Origin of the sequence: Aureimonas sp. SA4125 (assembly GCF_019973775.1) — a bacterium.
GTDB lineage: Bacteria > Pseudomonadota > Alphaproteobacteria > Rhizobiales > Rhizobiaceae > Plantimonas.
Map to the genome: position 1 here is coordinate 483,108 of NZ_AP025032.1, position 18,189 is coordinate 501,296.

Genomic DNA, 18,189 nt, shown 5'->3' on the forward strand with positions numbered 1-18,189 from the left:
CCCGAGATGCAGCCGACCGACGGCCGGTCGCGCGAGACGCCTGAGAGAAGGAATATCCCATGAAGGTCGAAAATCGCTACGCGATCGATCCCGTCCACGCCCGCAGCTTCGACACCGAGGCGCTGCGGCGTGAATTCCTGATCGGCAACGCCTTCGCCGAGGGCGAGATCAACCTGACCTACACCCATTACGACCGCATGATCGTCGGCGGCGCCGTGCCCGGCGTCTTCCCGCTGGAACTTTCCGCCATCAAGGAGACGGGCACGCCCGGCTTCCTCGACCGGCGCGAGGCGGTCATCGTCAACATCGGTGCGGCCGGCACGGTCAAGGCCAAGGGTGTGAGCTACGACATGGGGCCGCGCGACATGCTCTATGTCGGCCGCGGCGACAGCCCGCTGGTCTTTTCGGGCAAGGGCGCGCGCTTCTACATCCTCAGCGCCCCCGCGCACCGCGACATCCCGACCCGGCTCGTCACCATCGACCAGGCCAAGCGCGTCGACCTCGGCACGCCGGAAACCTCGAACCAGCGCTCGATCTTCCAGTTCGTCCATCCCGACGTGATGGAAAGCTGCCAGATCGTCGTCGGCATGACGACGCTGCACAAGGGCTCGATCTGGAACACCATGCCGGCGCATGTCCACGACCGCCGCATGGAGGCTTATCTCTATTTCGACCTGCCGGAGGACGCGCGCGTCTTCCACATGATGGGCGAGCCCGGCGAGACGCGCCATCTGGTGGTGAAGAACGAGGACGCGGTGCTCTCGCCGCCCTGGTCGATCCATTCGGGTGCCGGCACCGCGGCCTACACCTTCATCTGGGCGATGGCTGGCGACAATGTCGACTATCGCGACGTCGAGATGGTCGCCATGGACGCGTTGAAGTGAGCCTGTTCGACCTCAAGGGCCAGCGCGCCTTCGTCACCGGCGCCAATACCGGCATCGGCCAGGGCATCGCTCTGTCGCTGGCGCAGGCGGGGGCGGACATCGTCGCCGCCGGCCGCTCGGCCATGGACGAGACGCTGGCGCTGATCGCTTCGGCCGGCGGCACGGGCGCCGAGTGCTGTGTCGACTTTTCCGACAAGGATGCCGCCGTCGCCGCCTTCGAGCGGGCTGCCGCGGAGCGTCCGATCGACATCCTCGTCAACAATGCCGGCATCATCCGAAGAGCCGACGCGGTCGATGTCACCGACGCGGACTGGGACGACGTCCTCGGCGTCAACCTGCGCACGCCCTTCTTCCTCGCCCAGGCCTTTGCCCGGGCGGCGCTGGCCGAGGGCCGGGGCGGCTCGATCATCAACATCGCCTCCATGCTCTCCTTCCAGGGCGGCATCCGCGTCGCCTCCTACACCGCGTCGAAGAGCGGCATCGCCGGGCTGACGAAGCTTCTCGCCTGCGAGTGGGCGCCGCGCGGCATCAACGTCAACGCCATCGCGCCCGGCTACATCGAGACCAACAACACCGAGGCCCTGCGCGCCGACGCTTCGCGCAATACCGACATCCTGAAGCGCATCCCCGCCGGCCGCTGGGGCGAGGCGTCGGACATCGGCGGCACCGCGGTCTTCCTCGCCTCGGCCGCGGCGCGCTATGTCCACGGCGCGGTGATCCCCGTCGACGGCGGCTGGCTCGCCCGCTGACCTTGCCTTTACAGCCGCATTGATCGAGGGATGCGGCGAACAACGAAGGCGAGGCGATCCCCGTGCAAAAGACCATCGAGACCATCAAGGGCGACACGCCCGGCACGCAGTTTGAGTTTCCGGTGCTGCGCTTTGCCGGCACCGACGCCGACGCGCCGGGCGCCTATCTCCAGGCGGCGCTGCACGGTAACGAGCTGCCGGGCGTCGTCGCGCTGCATTTCCTGGTACCGATGCTGGAACGGGCCGAGGCGGAGGGGCGGTTGCGCGGCAAGATCACCGTCGTGCCGCAGGCCAATCCGCTGGCCAGCGGTCAGCACCTCTTCCAGGAGCACATGGGCCGCTACGACTTCCAGTCGCGCGGCAATTTCAACCGCGACTTCCCCCTGCTCGATTCGCCGGACGGGTCCGGCCTGCCCGGCGACGACGCACCGCTCTCCGCGCCGGTGCGGCTGAAGGCGCGGCTGCTCGCCCTCGCGCTCGGCCACGACATCGTCCTCGACCTCCACTGCGACGACGAGGGTCCGTCCTATCTCTACATCGCCCGCGCCTACTGGCCGCATATGGCCGATCTTGCCGCCAGCCTCGATTCCATGGCGGTGCTGCTTTGGGACGAAACCTCCGACGGTGCTTTTGAAGAGGCCGCCTGGTCGCCTTCCCGCAACGTGCCGGACGCGGATCCGAGCTGGCGCCGCCGGGCGGTGACGACGGTGGAGTTCCGCGGCCAGAGCGATGTCACGCCGGAATTCGCCCGGAGCGATGCCGCAGGTCTCTACCGCTTTCTCGTCGCGCGCGGCGTGATCGAGGACGCCACGGTCCCGCCGCTGCCGGCCTGGAACGGCGTGGTGACGCCGCTCGAGAACATCGAAATGGTCCGTGCCCTGACGGGAGGCGCCGTGCTCTATCATGTCGTCCCCGGCGACCGCGTGGAGGAGGGCGCTCTCCTCGTCACGATCCTGACGGCGCCCGGCGAGGCGGGGGGCGAGCGGGAAGTGCGCGCGCCGCAGGCCGGTCTCGTCCTGACGCGCAAGCGCCAGCGTCTGGCGCGCACCGGCGACGATCTGCTGAAACTTCTGGGATCGCGCCCCTCGGCGACCGCAAAGGCGGGCACGCTGGAGTCTTGAGAGCGAGGCACGCTGAATGGGAGAGTAGTCTTTCGACCGCCGAGCGTGGCCCACCCCCCTCTGCCTTGCCAGGCATCTCCCCCTCCGACGTGCCTGATCTCCCCCCTTGAGGGGGAGATGGCCGGCAGGCCAGAGGGGGGTGCCTCGCGCCGGCGACCGACGATTGGCACACAGGCCCCCATAGCCACCTGCCGCCGCTATCCTCTCGCTTTGAAAACCGCCGCCGTTTCGCTATGACGCGGCCATGATCTGGACCGTCGCTGCCCTCTACCGCTTCGTCGCGCTCGAAGACCTCGCCGCCCTGCAGAGTGAGGTGCAGCGCGCCTGCGTCGAGGCGGGCGCCTGCGGCACGCTGCTGATCGCCCCGGAAGGCGTCAACGGCACCGTGGCCGCTCCGGGCGCGGCGATGGACGCGGTGATCGACACGCTCGACCGCCTGTTCGGCGTGCGCCAGGGCGAGCTGAAATTCTCCACGTCGATCGAGCGACCCTTCGCGCGGCTGAAAATCCGGCTGAAGCGCGAGATCATCACCATGCGTGCTCCGGAGGCCGATCCGACGAAGCGTGCCGGTACCTATGTCGCGCCAAAGGACTGGAACGCGCTGATCGCGGACCCGGAGGTGCTCGTCCTCGACACCCGCAATCGCTACGAGACCATGGTCGGCACCTTCCGCGGCGCCGTCGACCCGGACATCGAGACCTTTACCGAGTTCAAGGATTTCGTCGCGGCAAACCTCGATCCCGCCCGGCACAAGAAGATCGCCATGTACTGCACAGGTGGCATCCGCTGCGAAAAGGCCTCGGCTTACATGCTGGAGCACGGCTTTGCCGAAGTCTTCCATCTGAAGGGCGGCATCTTGCAATATCTGGAAGACGTGCCGGCCGAGACGAGCCGCTGGGACGGCGATTGCTACGTCTTCGACGGCCGCGTTGCCGTCGGCCACGGCTTGGCCGAGACCGCTTGGGACCGCTGCTTTGGCTGCGGCGCGCCGTTGAAGCCGGAGGATCTGACGGTGCCGAGCTACGAGGCGGGCGTCTCCTGCCGGCATTGCATCGAGACGCTGGCACCGGAGCGGGCAGCCGCATTTCGCACGCGTCAGGCGCAACTCGTCGCCAGCGGGCGCAAGCGCAAGACGGATGCGGTGGGGTAGCTCACGGCTCCACGCAGGCCAGCGATGTGGAGCGGTGGTTGGCCGTTCGGAGGCCTCGGCGCCCTCATCCGGCCCTTCGGGCCACCTTCTCCGCGGTGGGCGAGAAGAGTGGCGCCATCGTCCGTCACCGCTGATGGCGGGAAAGCGCCATTCCTCGCTCCGAAGGGAGAGGGTGGATGCGAACGACAGCGAGCAGACGGGAGAGGGCTGCACCGCGAAGCAACGCGCACTGCCTCTCAACGACTCTGCCGCAATCCGCACTCTACAGCATCGGCCTCCCACCCGTGACTGGGATCACCGCACCGGTGATGTAGCTGGATTCCTGCGACGCCAGCATCACATTGGCCGGGGCGAGTTCGGCGGGTTGGCCGGCGCGGCCGAACGGGTTTTCGAGCCGGAGCTTTCGACGTCTTCCTTGGGGCATGGTCGATGGGACCCGCGGCGTCCAGCTCGGCCCGGGGGTCACGGCATTCACGCGCATGCTCAATGGCCCGAAATGCTATGTACCGGCGAGCTTCTTCAGCAGCGTCTTGGTCAGCGACTGGCGCACCGCGCCATAATCCGCCCAAGGGTCCGGCTTCTCGAGCCGGGCAACGACCTCATCGAGGCGAAAGAGGTTCGCCGCCTCGAGACCGTCCAGCTCGTCCCAGCTGACGGGGACGGCAACGGGCGCGCCGTCGCGCGCACGGGTGGAGTAGGGGGCGATCGCGGTTGCGCCCCGCTCGTTGCGCAGCCAGTCGATGAAGATCTTGCCGCTGCGCTTGGCCTTCGACATCGTCGCCACGAAGCGTTTCGGTTCCTCGCGCGCCAACCGCTCCGCGACGTCGCGGGCAAACGTTTTCACCGCCGGCCAGTCCTGCCGCCGATCGAGGGGCGCGACGACGTGGACGCCCTTGCCACCGGTGATCATCGGAAAGGTCCTGAGGCCCAGTTCCGCCAGCATGTCGCGCATGTCGAGCGCGGCGCGCTTCACGTCGGCAAAGGTGAGGCTCTCGTCGGGGTCGAGGTCGAACACGACCCGGTCGGGCTTTTCCACGTCGTCGCTGTGGGCGCCCCAGATGTGAAACTCCAGCGCGTTCATCTGGACGGCGGCCACGAGCCCCGCGGCGTCGTCGACGTAGAGATAGTCGGCCGTGCCGCCGTCTTTCTCGGCAATCGCAACCTTGCGGATCGCGGCGGAAAACCCGCCGGAATCGTGCTTCTGGAAAAAGCACTGCTTCTTCGGCCCGTCCGGACACCGCACGAGCGACAGCGGGCGGCTCCCGGCATGAACCAGCATGCGTTCGGCAACGGCCTCGTAGTATTCGGCAAGAGCGAGTTTCGTCACGCCGCCGTCTTCGTACACCACCCGTTCCGGATGCGAGATCTTCACGCCGGCAACGGTGGCATCCTTGCGGTCGGCCCGCGAGACCCGCCTGCGGGGCGGCGCCTCGGCAGTGGTGTCCTCGGCCGGGGCCGGCGCTGCTCGTCCGGCTGGCGCCGGCTTGTTCGCAGTGCTCGCCTTGCCTTTCCCCGCCTTGGCTGCCGGGGCAGCAACCGGCTTTTCGTCGACGATCTCCTCGGCCGGCTTGTCCTCTCGCAGACCCTTGAAGACGCCATGACGGATCTGGCCGTCCGCCGTCAGTTCGGCGAAGTCGACTTCGGCGACGAGCTCGGGCGTGACGAATTTCGATGTCCGGGCGATCGGCCGCGGCAGATCCGCAAACGGCGAAGATCTGGACGCGAGCGTGTCGAAGCGTGCCTTGAGGTCGGCGAGCGCCTCATCGCCGAAGCCGGAGCCGACACGGCCGCGGTACTTGAACTCGCCGTCCTCGTGCACGCCGACGAGAATCGAGGAAAACGCCCGTCCTGCCTTGTCCGACGGGGAGAAGCCGCCGATGACGAATTCCTGCCTGCGCGTGCACTTCACCTTCAGCCAGCTCTTCTGCCGACCGCCGCTATAGGGCGCGTCGGCGCGCTTGGAGACGATGCCCTCGTGTCCGGCTGCACAGACTTCTTTGAACATCGCCGGACCATTTCCCTCGATGTGCTCGGAATAGAGGAGCACCGCGTCCTCATGCCCGTCGAGCAGCGCCTTCAGGAGTTTCTTGCGCTGGATCAGGGGGGCGTCCCGAAGATCCTCGCCGTCGAGCATCAGCAGATCGAAACAGAAGCAGGAGAGGTCCTCTCCGGCTTTCAGCTTTTGCTGGAGTGTCGAGAAGTCCGTACCGCCGTCCGCATCGAAGGCCACGATCTCCCCGTCGATCAGGGCGCTGTCGCAGTCGAGCGCCGTCACGGAAGGTAGGACGGAGCCGAAGCGCTCGGTCCAGTCGAGCGCGCTGCGCGTATAGAGGACAGCTTCGCCACCCCCGAGGGCGATGAGAACACGGTAGCCGTCATGCTTCATCTCGTGCAGCCAGCCGGCCCCTGCCGGCACGCTGTCGACGAGGGTGGCGAGCTGCAGCGCCTGAAAATCGGGCGGCGATCCCGCACGCTTGGTCGATGCGCCGGCCTTGGCCGGCTTTTCTCCCGCTTCCGTCGGCGACGGCCTCTCCGCCTTTGGGGCCGAAGCCTTCGCTTCGAGAGCCTTGGGGGACTTCTTGGTCTTCGCGTCTTTGGCGCCCTTCGCCGTGGGTGACACCGTCTTGCGGGCCCACTCCACGTTTCCGTCCGCGATCTCGTCCATCGAGCGGTCCGTCTTGGCACTCCGGTCCTTCTTCAGAAGGTCCGCCTCGGTGTCGACGGCGTCGTCCTTTTCCTTGATGAGAAGCCAGTTCTCGGTCTTTTCCTTGGCCCGCGGCTTCATCCGCACCAGCACCCATCGACCGTTCATCTTGGTGCCGTGGAGATGCATCTTGAGATTGCCGTCGCGAAACCCGGCCTCGGCGTCTCCCTCGGGCTCCCAGGTGCCGGTGTCCCACAGCATGACGGTGCCGCCGCCGTATTCGCCGGCGGGGATGGTCCCTTCGAAGTCGCCATAGTCGAGGGGATGGTCCTCGGTGCGCACGGCAAGCCGCTTGTCCGCCGGATTGAGGCTCGGCCCCCTGGTGACCGCCCAGCTTTTCAGGACGCCTTCCCACTCGACGCGAAAATCGTAGTGGAGCCGCGTCGCATCGTGCTTCTGGACGACAAAGGCAAGACCTTCGCCCTTGCGCGCCGTCTCCGCTCCCGACGGCTCCGCGGTCGTCGCAAAGTCGCGCTTGGCGCGATATTTTTCGAGCAAAGCGTCGGCGGATGAGGCCATGGTGCCTACGCGGCGCTGCGCTTGGCGGCCGGCTTGGCCGCGCTTTTTGCGGCCGGCTTGCTATCCTTGGCCGCGGGCTTTGCGGCCTTCTTCGCGGCCGGCTTCTTTGCAACTGACTTGGCCGGAGCGTCCTCCTCGCCGGCGGCTTCAGACTTGCCGGAGCTTTCAAGACTCTTCTTCAGGCTCGCCATGAGGTCGATGACATTGCTTTTCGTGCGCGGCGGAGCGTCGTCCTCGTCCTGGATGACGAGGCTGTCATTGCCCGCCTGGCGCTTCTCCGCGATCAGCCGCTTCAGGGCCTCGGTATAGTGGTTCTTGAAGTTCTCGGCCTTGAACGGCGCCGTCTTGCGCTTGATCAATTCGCTCGCCACCGCCAGCAGATCCTCCTCGGCCTCGTCGTTCGAGATGTCCTCGAAGATCGTGTCGGACTTCTTGATCTCGTCGGCATAATGCAGCGTCTCGAGAAGAAGTCCGTTGCCGCAGGGGCGCAAGGCGACGAGGTGCTCCTTGCCGCGCATCGACAGCTGGCCGAGCCCGGTCTTCTTCGACTGCCGCAGCGCGTCGCGGATCACGCGAAACGCGTCCTCGGCCAGATCGTCCTGCGGCACGACGTAATAGGGCTTGTCGTAATACAGCGGCGGAATGTCCGTGGAATCGACGAACTGGACGAGTTCCAGTGTCTTGCGCGTCTCGAGCTTGACGCCCTCGATCTCCTCGTCGGTCAGGAGAACGTACTCGTCCTTGCCGATCTCGTAGCCCTTGATGATTTCGTCGGCGTCCACCGGACCGATGCCCTCGACCACCTTGTCGTAGTGGATGCGCTTGCCGCTGCCGCGATGGATCTGCCGGAAGGAAATCTGCGCACCCGACTTGGTCGCCGAGAAGATCTCGACCGGGATAGACACGAGGGACAGGCGGATCTGGCCTTTCCAGACGGGACGAGATGCCATCGACGCGAACTCCACAAACACAGCCAGCTTCAAAGTGCCGACTCAACGCCGCTCGCGCCCGCGTGTTCCGACTCTGCCCGCCCGTTTCACCACTGAATGGCCGTCGATGCAGGCGTCGGCGGCCCTTGACGGATTGCCACCCGAGACCGCCGTTCGGACGCCGCGAAAGATGGTCTTCGCCAAGGCCATCTCAGGCACGGCGGACCGTCAGGCGAACGCTGCCGGCATTGTCGCCATAGGCATGCCAGGCGTCGTTGGCGAAGGCGTAGAGATATCCGCCGGCCTGCGGCGTGAAGCGGGCGGCGTCGCCGATGAGGAAGACCTCGTGCTCGGGCGCCCTCGGATCGTCCGTCGATCTCACCCCGTTGGCGACGAGGCCGACGAGCGCGAACCAGGGAAACTCTGGCTTGCGCCGGCTCATCCAGAAATCGGCCTGCCGGTTGCCGCTGAGCCGCTTGAACAGGTTTTCGGAGGCATCGATGAGCGATCCCGCGAGATGGGCGACCTCACCGACCTGGAATCGCCCATCCTTCGTTCCCGCTGGCCCGCAGGCGATCGCGCCGTCCAGCCATTGTCCCTCGGCCGAGAAGACGTATTCGGTGCCCGCCTCCAGAAAGACATTGCAGGCATTCCAGTGCTGCCGGGCAAAGACGGCGATCGAGACCGGCGCGCCGGCGGCGACGGTCTTCACGGGCCAATAGTCGCCCTGGGCGATCGGCGGGGTATCGTGCCGGGCGACGACGGACGCGTGCAGGAACTGCGTTTCGCCATCCCCGCCGGAAATCCTCGGAACGGCGCGTGGCCGCGTCTTCAACTGCGCGAAGATCCCGGTCAGCGAGTCATGCATCAGCGCTTGCGGCGAGGGCCGCAGCTGCGACCGCGCGCCCGGCTTGATCGCCAGTCCCTGCGCCTCTGCCTCGCCCATCATCCAGTCGAGCGCGATGTCGGAGAGGCCAGCCTGGCCGTAGCCGCCGCCGACATCGCCATGCACCCCGGGAAACCAGAGCTGCCGCATGTCGGGCGCGCCCGGCTCGACCAGCCTGTTCGTCCAGAGCGTCGGGGTGAAACTCTGCCGTCTCTCGTCGATGCCGACGGCATGACGGGCGTGCCGCACGATCGGGCTGAGTTCGGTGTCGTGGAACTGATGCTGCGTCGGATCGTCGATGAGATGCAACAGAGCGAGGTCGGCGGGAATGCCGAGGGCGCCGACCGTGTCGAAGGCCCCGATGAAATGGATCGGCGTCGAGTGGAACGGGCTTTCCTCGCCCGCGACATTGTGGAACCTTCGCTCGGCCGTGGCCGGCAGCGTGGTTTTCGCGCGGTAGGCCTGAAACAGCGCATCAACCTGTTTCCAGACCTCCGGATCCAGCGCCTCCGGGTCTCCCGTGTCGAGAAGGCCGCAACGCGAGATCATGCCGCCGACGCTGCGGGCGGTGTAGGCGCCGCGGCTGAAGCCGAAAAGCCAGATGGCATCGCCCGGGCGATAGGCGCCGGCCAGCCAGCGATAGGCGCTGGCAATGTTGCGGTTGAGACCCCGGCCGATTCCACCGCCAAGGAGCCGGTTCCACCAGTCGCCATCGGTGCCGACCCCGGGATGGTAGTAGCGCTTCTGCTCCGCTCCGGCCGCATCGACAGGGGCGAGGCTGTTGTAGAGCTTCACGACATTGGTCGGGGCGGGGAGGCCGTCCTCCTTGTCGCCCGGCGTATTCCAGGTGCCGTCGCAGCAGACGACGAGTTGGGCCATGACACCCTCCAAGATAGCACCAAATCATGCTCCGGGACCGCTAGGACGGCAAGCCTGCGCGGAGGCGGTCAGGTGCCGGCGGGGAGGCGTCGCTGGAGCATTCGCGGCGGTGGCGCCTTGGGCGGACGGGCCGAGGAGCGACCGGCCTAGGGGCGCACGGCCAGCCAGATGACGTGACGCGCGCCGCCGCGTTTGCCGTTGGCCCGCACCGTGACCTCCTCTGCGGCAAAGCCCGCCTGGCGCAGGCGGGCGGTGAAGGCACGGTCGGGCCCCGACGACCAGACGGCGAGGACGCCGCCGGGTCGCAGCGCCCGGCGCGCCGCACCAAGGCCGGCCGCGTCGTAGAGCCCGTCATTTCCGTGCCGCGTCAGCCCGTCCGGGCCGTTGTCGACGTCGAGGAGGATGGCGTCATAGCTCGCCCGGCCCCGCCCGATGAGGAGGCCGACATCGGCGATCTCGACGTCCACCCGGGGATCGTCGAGGCTTCCCGCGAAGACCTCCGCCATCGGCCCGCGGGCCCAGGCGACGACGCCCGGGACGAGCTCGGCGACGGTCACGCGCGCGGCGGGCCCGAGCACCCCGAGCGCTGCCCGCAGCGTGAAGCCCATGCCGAGGCCGCCGATCAGGAAATGCGGCGCGTTTCGGTCGCCGAGCCTGGTGCAGGAGAGAGTCGCCAGTGCCTCTTCCGAGCCGCTGAGACGGCTGTTCATCAATTCGTTGCCGCCGAGCATGATCGAGAATTCGCTCCCGCGCCGCATCAGCTTCAATGCGCCGCCGTCGCCGGGAATAATTGCGCTGTCGAGATGGACGAAGGGGATCATCGCAGGGCCTTCGATCGGCAGAGAAAGTGAATGCCCGTCGGCAGCGAGGCTCGACATGCCGGCCGGCAAGCCTTCGCCTCCGCTCCGGGACGTCCCTTGCCCGAAACCGCCTGGCAAAGCCAGTGTTCCCGACACCACCCCGTCGGCTTTACAACGGCCCCTTGTTCACGCGCCTTGCGCCTGGAACGTCATGCCGCACCGCGACGAACTCGCGGGCGGACCGGGAAACCGGTGCCGGTCCGGAAGTTTTGCCATCCTTGCCGTGGCCGTCGGTGCGAGCACACGGAGTGCCTTCGTCGTCTGCAGCCGATAGCGGGGCTTCCACCCCTGGAGTCAGACAGGATCGACGAGATTGTCGGTCAGCGGCGCAAAGCGCTGGCGGTTGGCGGTGACGATGGTCAGCCCATGGCTGATGGCCGTGGCTGCGACCAGCGCGTCGACGAAGCCGGGCTCGGTGCCGCGCGCCTCCAGCCGCCCGTAGAGCTCGCCGGCGGCAATGGCGACGGCGGCCGAGACGGGGAGGATGCGCGCGCCGTATTCGGCGGCAAGCACGTCGATCCAGTTCTGCAGCACGCCCGCGCGCGCCGTCTCGCCCTTGAACTTCAGCGCTGCGGCGCCCCGCTGCAATTCCATGACGGTGACGACGGAGAGAAAGCTGCTTTCGGCGTTCTCCTCGATCCAGCGCGCCAGATCGTTCGAGATCGGCTGCCGGTGCGGGGCGAGCTGCGCGATGATGCTGGTGTCGATGAGAAATTCCCGGCCGGTCCTCACAGCGCGTTCCTCCCGAGCCGACCCTTCTCGCGCTCGGCCTCGCCGCCGCCGGGAAAGGACAGGAGGAAGGTCTTGAACCCGCGCCGCGCCACCGTCGGCGCCGCGTCCGTCCCGCCGGATGCCGCCGACCCCTCCTCGCCAGAGCCGGCGCCGCCGGAGTCGACGTCGCGCAGCGTCACGTAGCGGGCCATGCGGGCGCCCTTGCGCACGTCGGCGCGATAGCTTTCGGGCAGCCCGGCTGCCGAGACGATGGCGTCGATGGTCTCGCCGGAGAGGAAATCGGCGTAGCGCACGCCGAAAAGCAGCGCGCTCGTCGCCTTTCCCTTCTCCGCCGAGGCGTCGTAATATTCGCGGCGCAGCGCGTCTGCGAGGGCATCGATGTTCACTGGTCTCTCCCGGGAGGCGCGCAAAAGTCTGCAGCGGCGACACGCCGAACCGTTACCCCGGAATGCCCCCGCTGTCACACGAGATCGCTCGGCAGCCGCGCGCGCCGACGGCGGAGCCGATGGTCCGGAGGTCGCTGCATCTTGGCTCCCGGGTCACCCGCCTCCTGCGCTACCGATCTTTGCCTCCAGCGGCCTTCGCCCCGGCGGACGCCCCGAGGCAGATTCGCCCCGGCCAGACGCGTCGCCCAGGGGTGGTGGCCCGCGATGTCGGCCCCGGCGCGGACTCTCCTTGCCCGCGCGCCTCGGCCGCCAGATGACCGTCCGGCCCCCGCAATCGAAACCGACACCCCACCCGCCGACCTTCCTTGCGAATTTCCCGCAGAACCGGGTTCCCATCGGCCCAGACTCCCGCTATAAGCCCTTTCGACCACACGGCCCGCCGTGCCGGCTCCCTGCTGGGGAATAGTTTAAGGGTAGAACAGCGGACTCTGACTCCGCTAGTCTTGGTTCGAATCCAGGTTCCCCAGCCAGACCATATCAAGCCATTGTAATTGCTAATGTTTCCGGTGGCTGAGAATCCTCTCAGCGCTGTTTTTGCGCCTTGGGCCCAAACCTGTAGCCCAGAGGTGATGGCCGTTGCCGTCCCAAAGGGCTCCAAGCTCAAGGGATCCGGTCGTTGGCGACTCGGCATGACGTGGCAAATCTCGAACGGCGCGGTCACACCTTCTACTGGCGTGCCCGCGTGCCGGCTCGCTTCCGGCAGGTGCAGCGGCAGGCCCGCCTGTCCTTCTCACTCCGGTTGTCCGATCATCGCAAAGCGGCCTACATGGCGCGGTGGCTGAACATGCTGCTCGCCGACCTGACTGTGAGACCGACCGCCGCGATGACTACGAAAGACCAGCTCGACCAGCTCTTCCGCGCCGAGATCAAGCGGATGACAGATCACCTCGACGACATCGCCTTCGCTGTGCGGCGAAGCGGAGCGGTAGACGACGTTCGCGAGATGGAGGCGGACATCGAGGTCGGCTGGGCCTATCGCTTGGTCCAGCTTTTCGGGACGACGCGCTTGCTGACCTTCGATGCGGATTGTGCTGGGCGGGGGCTGCTGCTGCGCCACGGCATTCCCGAGCCTCACATCGCGCCGATCGCCGAGACGTTCCGGGCCGAGCAGAAGCAGGCGCGCAGCAGCGTCTTCGATCGCGACGTGCGTCAGCAGATGGCCGATGTCGGCCTCGCCGATACGCTCGCCAATCGTGAGCGGGCAAAGATGGAGCTGTACCGCGCCAAGGCGGATGCGCTCCTCAACGTCGCAGAGCGCTGGCCGATGATCGACCGTCGACAGAACGCGCTTGTTGCAACGACGCTGCCGGAAGAGGAGCGCGTCGGCTTAGAATTTTTGTGTGCGCCCGACCCTGTGTCGGAGCTGCCGCCTTTCGCCGCCGTGCAGAATGCTATCATTGCCGAGCCCATTCTTCACGGTTTCAGCCCTGATGCTGCCGTCAATGGAGTCGAGCGGTCCGCCGACCCCATCGTTCCGCAGAAGGCCCCTGTCGCGTTTCCGGCGGAAATCATTTCCGCTGAACCAAGCGATCATCAGGCCCTGGCGCCGACGGGCCGAGTTCTTTTCCTCAGCGGCTTTGAGAATTCGTGTGATGACCTTTGCAAAAACAACAAGGAAAACTGGGCACCAGACACGGCCAGAGACGTTCGCGTGCTGGTGCGGGTGTTTCGGGACATTCTGGAGGAGCACGGCGTCGCGCATTCAGGTGATATCGGACAGGAGCATGTCGCCGCTCTTCGGCAGCATCTGAATCACATTCCCAGACGCTACGGACAAAGCGCGCGGCAGCGAGTCATGAAGCCCGCGGCATTGCGTGCGTTCGCCGCTGAGGAGGTTGCCCGCGCCGAGCGGCTCGGAAACGCAAGTCCTTCCGTCGGCTTATCGGCGGCAACGATCCGTAAGCATCTCGGCAACCTCGATACTTTCCTCAATCATGTCCGTGCCAGCGGTTACTCAGTGGCCGACTGGTCGCTCAAGGGTCTCCGGCCCCGCAAGCCAAAAGCTGGCACGCTGCGCCTGAAGCAGGCGAAGCCTGCGCCTGAGACCGTGCGGCCGATCTTCGACCTGCCAGTGTTCACCGGCTGCCAGGATGCAACGCACCGAGAACTGCCCGGTGACGCCGTCTTCCATTCCGGCGTCTACTACCTGCCTATGCTCTTCACTTACCTCGGAGCCCGCCGCTTCGAATTGGCCGGGCTGAACACGGAGGACGTTTTGGATACGCCGCACGGTCCGGCCATCCACATCCGGGCAAACGATCTTCGCAACATCAAGAATGCCCAGTCTGATCGAACTCTTCCGATCCCGTCCGAAGTTCTGCGCCTCGGATTTCTCGATTACGTCGCGGCCATCCGCAAACTTGGCCACCGGCAGCTTTTTCCGGAGCTGTTTTCCCCGCTGCTGAAGACGAACGATCCCGGTGATCGATTCTACAAGGACTTCGTCCCCCTGGTGAACGCGTCGCCGCAGTTTTCCGAAGACCTGTGGAAGCGTGCGATCCACGCCCTCCGCCACGGATTTGCCAACACCCTGAAACAGGCAGGCGTCGATTCGGCCGTCATCGACGACATTTCGGGCCGGCTCGGCAAATCTGAGACCGAGCTTCGCTACACGAATGTCGCGGGACTGCCCTTGATCAAGATCCACCTCGTCAAATACCCTTCCATCACTGGGCATCTCGAGCCCCGGCCTATCCAGCTCTTGCCGTGGGTGGCAAAGAAGGAGTTGCCGCCATGGGCAGGCAAGAGGCAGGGAGATCGCTTTAGGAAATGATGAGCGTAACGACGAAACAATAGACGGCGCATGCAGATGGTAGCTATAATTGTGCGGCTGACGATAGAATATGATCACCCGCAATTAAGTCGTTCGCTTCCTCAGTTAATTGAATTCTAAGCGCTTGCAAATTCCAACGCAGGCCGCGGCGCTCTTGCGTTTCACGGAAAGCCAGCATGACGACGCTGGAGCCTCGTGATTTTAAGCGCGGAGTTATCGTCTATTTCTTGCGGCGGTGCGGTCCCTGATCAGGCTCGATGGATGATGATCTCGAGGTATTCGGACGGGACGACCATGGTCCCGTCCTTTGCGGTGTTGAAGGTGTCGATGAGCGCGAGGATATCGCGAGACAGCGCTAACTTCCCCGTCTCATCGACCGCCGCAAAGGCCTTCAGAACTGGGCCGTACCAAGTCCGGAAGACATCGAGCCAGTGGTCGGGAGAGCGGTAGCGAAAGACAAAAGTCTGCCGCACTACGGCGATCGTGGCAGCCCGTGGTGCGAACTCTTGATCAATCCAGCCCTGCGTGCCCCAAGCGGAGGGCGATTTTGCCCCTGGTGGCGGCGCAACGTGCTTTCCGATGGTGGCAAAGAGCTGGCCGATGAAGCCTTCGGGCGTCCAACTCGCAAGGCCGATGCGACCGCCCCGGCGCACCACGCGCTGCAACTCGCGTGCGGCAGCGTGATGATCCGCCGTGAACATGACGCCGAAAGTGGAGAGAGCCACGTCGAACGCTGCGTCGGGGAAAGGCAGCTTCTCCGCGTCAGCCACCTGTAGATCCAGCGCGAGCCCTTCCGCGACAGCCCGCCTGCCGGCCGCATCGAGCAGCGCTTCCACATAGTCGGTTGAGGTCACATCAGCGAAGCGCCGGGCGGCCGCAAGCGACGCGTTGCCATTGCCGGCCGCGACGTCAAGCACGCGCTCGCCGGCGCGCAGGTCGACCGCCTCGCAGAGACGCTCGCCGACAATCTGGAGAGTCGTTCCGACGACGGCATAATCGCCCGACGCCCACGCGGCCTGCTGCCGCGCCTTGAGTGCGCCGAGGTCAGGTGGGAATGTCGTTTTGGTCAACAGGGTTTCGATGGAGGACATGGCTTTCTCCTTCCGATTTGAGAAGGCATCGAAGATGTGCGCGCAAGGTCGAAGCCGATATCGGGCGTCTGCCGTATTTCGCGTGATGCAATTGCGGTATTTTGCTAGTATCGGAACGTCCACGCCAAAGGAGTGGCAGGCGTGCCATGCGGCAACACGGAGCAAAGGAGCTGACGCGCCGCGAGCGCGAGATCGCCGCCGCCTATGCGGGGGGTGCCAGTCACCGTGAGATCGGCACGAAGCTCTTCATCGCACCTGCAACGGTGCGCACTCATATCGGCACGATCTACCGGAAGCTTGGGGTGTCCTCCAAGATTGCCCTCCTTCGAACGCTCGAGCAAGCGGGACCTACTCCTACGGCAGAAGGCCTCCAAGCCATCCCGGCCCATAGGGCGTCCATTGCCATTATGCCGTTTCGGGGGGGCAGTGCCCGGCGCGGCGCGCTCGTGCAGGGGCTGGTACAGGACATCATCGCTGGATTGGCCAAGCTGCGTGCGGTGCGGGTGACGGCGCGAGGCTCTGTCTTCAGTTTATCGGAACGGGGAATCGCCGACCATGAGGCAGGACGACTGCTGGGTGTCGAGTATCTGGCGACAGGCTCGGTCAACTGCACGGACGAGCGCATCTCAATCGCGGTTCAGCTCGTCGAGACGCGCTCGGGCGATATCCTTTGGGCGGAGCGGTTCGACTGCGGCAAACCCGAGCTCTTTGAGGCCTTGGACCAGATCGGGCTGAAGATCGTCAGAGCGCTCGCGAGCGAGATCGAGATTTCCGAACGCAACCGGGCGTTCTTAAAGCACCCGGGCTCGCTGGACGCTTGGGAGAGCTTCCACCGCGGGCTCTGGCACATGTACCGCTTTACCAGAGAGGACAACGACTGCGCGCATGCGCTGTTTCGCGATGCCGTGGAGATGGATCCGACTTATGCGCGTGCCCATGCCGGTCTCTCCTTCACCCATTTCCAGAACGCGTTTCTGCTGCGACCTCAGGACCGTCAGCAGGAGGCCGAGCGCGCACTGAAGACAGCGGGGTTGAGCGTTGCGGCGGATGAACGGGACCCCACGGCACACTGGGCCATGGGCCGCGCACTCTGGCTTGCCGGTTGCGACGGCGACGCCGTTTCCGCGCTGCGGACCTCGGTGGACCTCAGCCCGAGCTTCTCCATGGGCCACTACGCAATTGCATTCGTCAGCAGCCAGTCGGGCGACGCGGAAGCTGCGGTCACCGCCTCCGACTATGCTCGAGAACTGAGCCCGTTCGACCCGCTGCTCTTTGGCATGCTCGGAGCCCGAGCAATAGCGCTGTTCCGGCTAGGCGCGTTCGAGGAGGCGGCAGATGCGGCCGTAAGCGCCGCCTTGCGCCCGAATGCCCACGTTCATATTCAGGCGATAGCCGCATTGTGCCTTGCCGCCGCCGGCCGGCTTGATCTCGCGCGATCATATGCTGCCATTGTTCACCGGACTGCTCCGGGGTACAGGATTGGTGAGTTTTTCACCGCCTTCCATTTTCCGCTGGAGGTGATGGCACTGTTCCGAAAGCAGGCAGACTTGATTGGCTTCTGAGGGCCGAAAGCGCTCCGTCCGCTTCCAGGCCTATCCAGCAAGTAGCTGCCATTCTGCTCTCGGCCCAGCCCAGCCATCCCCGGCGCTCGTAGCAAAATCGATTCGGTGGCTTTTGCTACCTAATGCCGCTAAGCTAACGAGAGAAAGCATGAGCGCAGCGTGCTTCGGTCTCGCAGTCACGCAGGCATTAGGCTATTTGCAGATTGCAAAGTAGTTCGCGCGTTGAGGGAGATCAAGGTTTCCTGTGCGCAAGCAGTTCTCCCGCTGGCGTGCACCTTCCCACGCTGCGGTTTGAGTGTGGCCGCGGTTATGACAAGCGGGTCTTGTCCTGCCGACGCCTGAGTTCGTCGGTGCAGTCTGAAATGGCTAACGAGGAACCATCGCATGGAGACCCGACGCATCTGGCTTGGCGCGGTTGCCGCGGTTCTCGTTTTTTTCCCGTGTGTCTCGAGCCTTGCACAAGGGCGCTCCAGTTGCGTGTCTGTCGAACTGCTCAATCCAACGCGTGTGGCCGTCCGTTGCCCCAGTGGTCTCGTGATCGAGGCAGAGGCGGCGGCAAGGCTGCAAATTCGGGCGAGGGTCCCCGGCGGGCCACCGACCTCTGCCGAGGTCTCCGGTCAGGCCGTGCTGATTGACCTCAGCACACCGCGCCCCTTCGAAATCCGCACCCCGCACGCGATCGCGTCAGTGCGCGGGACCGTCTACGCTGTCGAGGTCACGACTGGCTCGACGGCCGTGTTTGTCGTGGAAGGAAGGGTTCGGGTTGCACGGCGAGGCGGACGCGGTGTCGCTATTCTCAGACCAGGCGAGGGTGTGGACGTGATGCCCGGCGTCGAGCTGACAGTGCGCCGCTGGCCCGAGCAACGCGTGCGGCGTCTTCTGTCCCGCTTCGGGCGCTGACGTC

At 65.7% G+C, this 18,189-nt stretch carries 15 protein-coding genes and 1 tRNA gene; 8 read left to right on the plus strand and 8 right to left on the minus strand.

Annotated elements, in window-relative coordinates; translation table 11 throughout:
• Window positions 1-59: 59 nt before the first annotated feature.
• The 4 genes from kduI to Sa4125_RS02245 all read left to right on the plus strand — a co-directional run bounded on the left by kduI (window position 60) and on the right by Sa4125_RS02245 (window position 3,904).
• Window positions 60-884 carry a 5-dehydro-4-deoxy-D-glucuronate isomerase gene (kduI, locus tag Sa4125_RS02230; protein ID WP_224003246.1) on the plus strand — a complete coding sequence of 275 codons (825 nt, stop codon included), beginning with the start codon at window positions 60-62 and terminating at the stop codon, window positions 882-884.
• The gene (gene kduD, locus Sa4125_RS02235) at window positions 881-1,633 is read left to right on the plus strand and encodes a 2-dehydro-3-deoxy-D-gluconate 5-dehydrogenase KduD (protein WP_224003248.1); all 753 of its coding nucleotides are present in this window, start codon (window positions 881-883) and stop codon (window positions 1,631-1,633) included. The genes kduI and kduD overlap by 4 nt, the downstream gene beginning before the upstream one ends.
• Window positions 1,634-1,695: 62 nt before the next feature.
• Window positions 1,696-2,754 carry a succinylglutamate desuccinylase/aspartoacylase family protein gene (locus Sa4125_RS02240; protein ID WP_224003250.1) on the plus strand — a complete coding sequence of 353 codons (1,059 nt, stop codon included), beginning with the start codon at window positions 1,696-1,698 and terminating at the stop codon, window positions 2,752-2,754.
• A gap of 244 nt (window positions 2,755-2,998) precedes the next feature.
• Window positions 2,999-3,904 carry a rhodanese-related sulfurtransferase gene (locus tag Sa4125_RS02245; protein ID WP_224003252.1) on the plus strand — a complete coding sequence of 302 codons (906 nt, stop codon included), beginning with the start codon at window positions 2,999-3,001 and terminating at the stop codon, window positions 3,902-3,904.
• A gap of 262 nt (window positions 3,905-4,166) precedes the next feature.
• On the opposite strand, the gene Sa4125_RS02250 is transcribed toward Sa4125_RS02245, so the two are convergent.
• The 7 genes from Sa4125_RS02250 to Sa4125_RS02280 form a co-directional block, all read right to left on the minus strand.
• The gene (locus Sa4125_RS02250; RefSeq protein ID WP_345944310.1) at window positions 4,167-4,391 is read right to left on the minus strand and encodes an SDR family oxidoreductase; all 225 of its coding nucleotides are present in this window, start codon (window positions 4,389-4,391) and stop codon (window positions 4,167-4,169) included.
• Between the two features lie 12 nt (window positions 4,392-4,403).
• Window positions 4,404-7,127 carry a DNA ligase D gene (ligD, locus tag Sa4125_RS02255; RefSeq protein ID WP_224003254.1) on the minus strand — a complete coding sequence of 908 codons (2,724 nt, stop codon included), beginning with the start codon at window positions 7,125-7,127 and terminating at the stop codon, window positions 4,404-4,406.
• Window positions 7,128-7,132: 5 nt separating this feature from the next.
• Window positions 7,133-8,077: a Ku protein gene (locus tag Sa4125_RS02260; RefSeq protein ID WP_224003256.1), complete on the minus strand. Its 945-nt coding sequence runs from the start codon at window positions 8,075-8,077 to the stop codon at window positions 7,133-7,135.
• A gap of 190 nt (window positions 8,078-8,267) precedes the next feature.
• Window positions 8,268-9,821: a DUF2235 domain-containing protein gene (locus tag Sa4125_RS02265; protein WP_224003258.1), complete on the minus strand. Its 1,554-nt coding sequence runs from the start codon at window positions 9,819-9,821 to the stop codon at window positions 8,268-8,270.
• A gap of 146 nt (window positions 9,822-9,967) precedes the next feature.
• Complete coding sequence (locus Sa4125_RS02270) at window positions 9,968-10,642, minus strand: hypothetical protein (protein WP_224003259.1); 675 nt, start codon at window positions 10,640-10,642, stop codon at window positions 9,968-9,970.
• A gap of 333 nt (window positions 10,643-10,975) precedes the next feature.
• On the minus strand, window positions 10,976-11,413 hold the full coding sequence (locus tag Sa4125_RS02275; RefSeq protein WP_224003261.1) for a PIN domain-containing protein: 438 nt from the start codon (window positions 11,411-11,413) through the stop codon (window positions 10,976-10,978).
• Entirely contained in the window at window positions 11,410-11,799 is a 390-nt protein-coding gene (locus Sa4125_RS02280; protein ID WP_224003263.1) for a hypothetical protein, read from the minus strand. The genes Sa4125_RS02275 and Sa4125_RS02280 overlap by 4 nt, the downstream gene beginning before the upstream one ends.
• Window positions 11,800-12,255: 456 nt before the next feature.
• On the opposite strand from Sa4125_RS02280, the gene Sa4125_RS02285 reads away from it, so the two are divergent.
• Both Sa4125_RS02285 and Sa4125_RS02290 read left to right on the plus strand, forming a co-directional pair.
• Window positions 12,256-12,329, plus strand: a tRNA-Gln gene (locus Sa4125_RS02285).
• A gap of 164 nt (window positions 12,330-12,493) precedes the next feature.
• The gene (locus Sa4125_RS02290; protein ID WP_224003265.1) at window positions 12,494-14,632 is read left to right on the plus strand and encodes a DUF6538 domain-containing protein; all 2,139 of its coding nucleotides are present in this window, start codon (window positions 12,494-12,496) and stop codon (window positions 14,630-14,632) included.
• A gap of 248 nt (window positions 14,633-14,880) precedes the next feature.
• Here the strand turns inward: Sa4125_RS02290 and Sa4125_RS02295 are convergent, their stop codons facing one another.
• On the minus strand, window positions 14,881-15,723 hold the full coding sequence (locus tag Sa4125_RS02295; RefSeq protein ID WP_224003267.1) for a class I SAM-dependent methyltransferase: 843 nt from the start codon (window positions 15,721-15,723) through the stop codon (window positions 14,881-14,883).
• A gap of 146 nt (window positions 15,724-15,869) precedes the next feature.
• Between Sa4125_RS02295 and Sa4125_RS02300 the strand changes: the two genes are divergently transcribed.
• Both Sa4125_RS02300 and Sa4125_RS02305 read left to right on the plus strand, forming a co-directional pair.
• On the plus strand, window positions 15,870-17,285 hold the full coding sequence (locus Sa4125_RS02300) for a LuxR C-terminal-related transcriptional regulator (RefSeq protein WP_224003269.1): 1,416 nt from the start codon (window positions 15,870-15,872) through the stop codon (window positions 17,283-17,285).
• A gap of 384 nt (window positions 17,286-17,669) precedes the next feature.
• Window positions 17,670-18,185 (plus strand): FecR domain-containing protein, encoded by a 516-nt coding sequence (locus tag Sa4125_RS02305; protein ID WP_224003271.1) that lies wholly within the window; start codon window positions 17,670-17,672, stop codon window positions 18,183-18,185.
• Window positions 18,186-18,189 lie beyond the last annotated feature (4 nt).